Genomic DNA, 482 nt, shown 5'->3' with positions numbered 1-482 from the left:
AAATGGCAACGCCACCACGAGCTGGTTTCGGAAATGACCGGAATCATCAAAGCGTACGGTCTAACGAATGCCGATGCGATCTCCGAACTGAAACGCTCGATGGGCGTAGAGCGGATAGAAGTAACAGGTCAGTACTTTACGGCCGTTCATAACGACTGCGTTTTGGAAACGGCCCGCATGCAGGAAAACAGCGTGGACCTCGTACTTACGTCGATTCCCTTCTCGAATCACTACGAGTATACGCCCAGCTACAATGACTTTGGCCACACCAACAACGATCAGCACTTTTTCGAGCAGATGGATTTCTTAACCCCTCAGCTGCTGAGAGTATTAAAGCCGGGAAGGGTAGCCGCCATTCACGTGAAAGACCGGATCCTATTTGGCAGTGTCACGGGTACCGGCATGCCGACGGTGAACCCCTTTCACGCCAAAACGATCTTTCACTACATGGCTCACGGTTTTGCCTTCATCGGGCAGATCAC

Annotated in this window: 1 protein-coding gene; it reads left to right on the top strand. The window is 51.9% G+C overall.

What is annotated here, in order from left to right; translation table 11 throughout:
• On the top strand, window positions 1–482 hold a 482-nt coding region (locus BWI93_RS27580; RefSeq protein ID WP_176454091.1), incomplete at both ends, for a site-specific DNA-methyltransferase.

This window comes from Siphonobacter sp. BAB-5385 (assembly GCF_002261125.1).
Classification (GTDB): Bacteria; Bacteroidota; Bacteroidia; order Cytophagales; family Spirosomataceae; genus Siphonobacter.
Note: the sequence above shows the minus strand (reverse complement) of the source record. Positions and strands in the feature narration are given on the sequence as shown.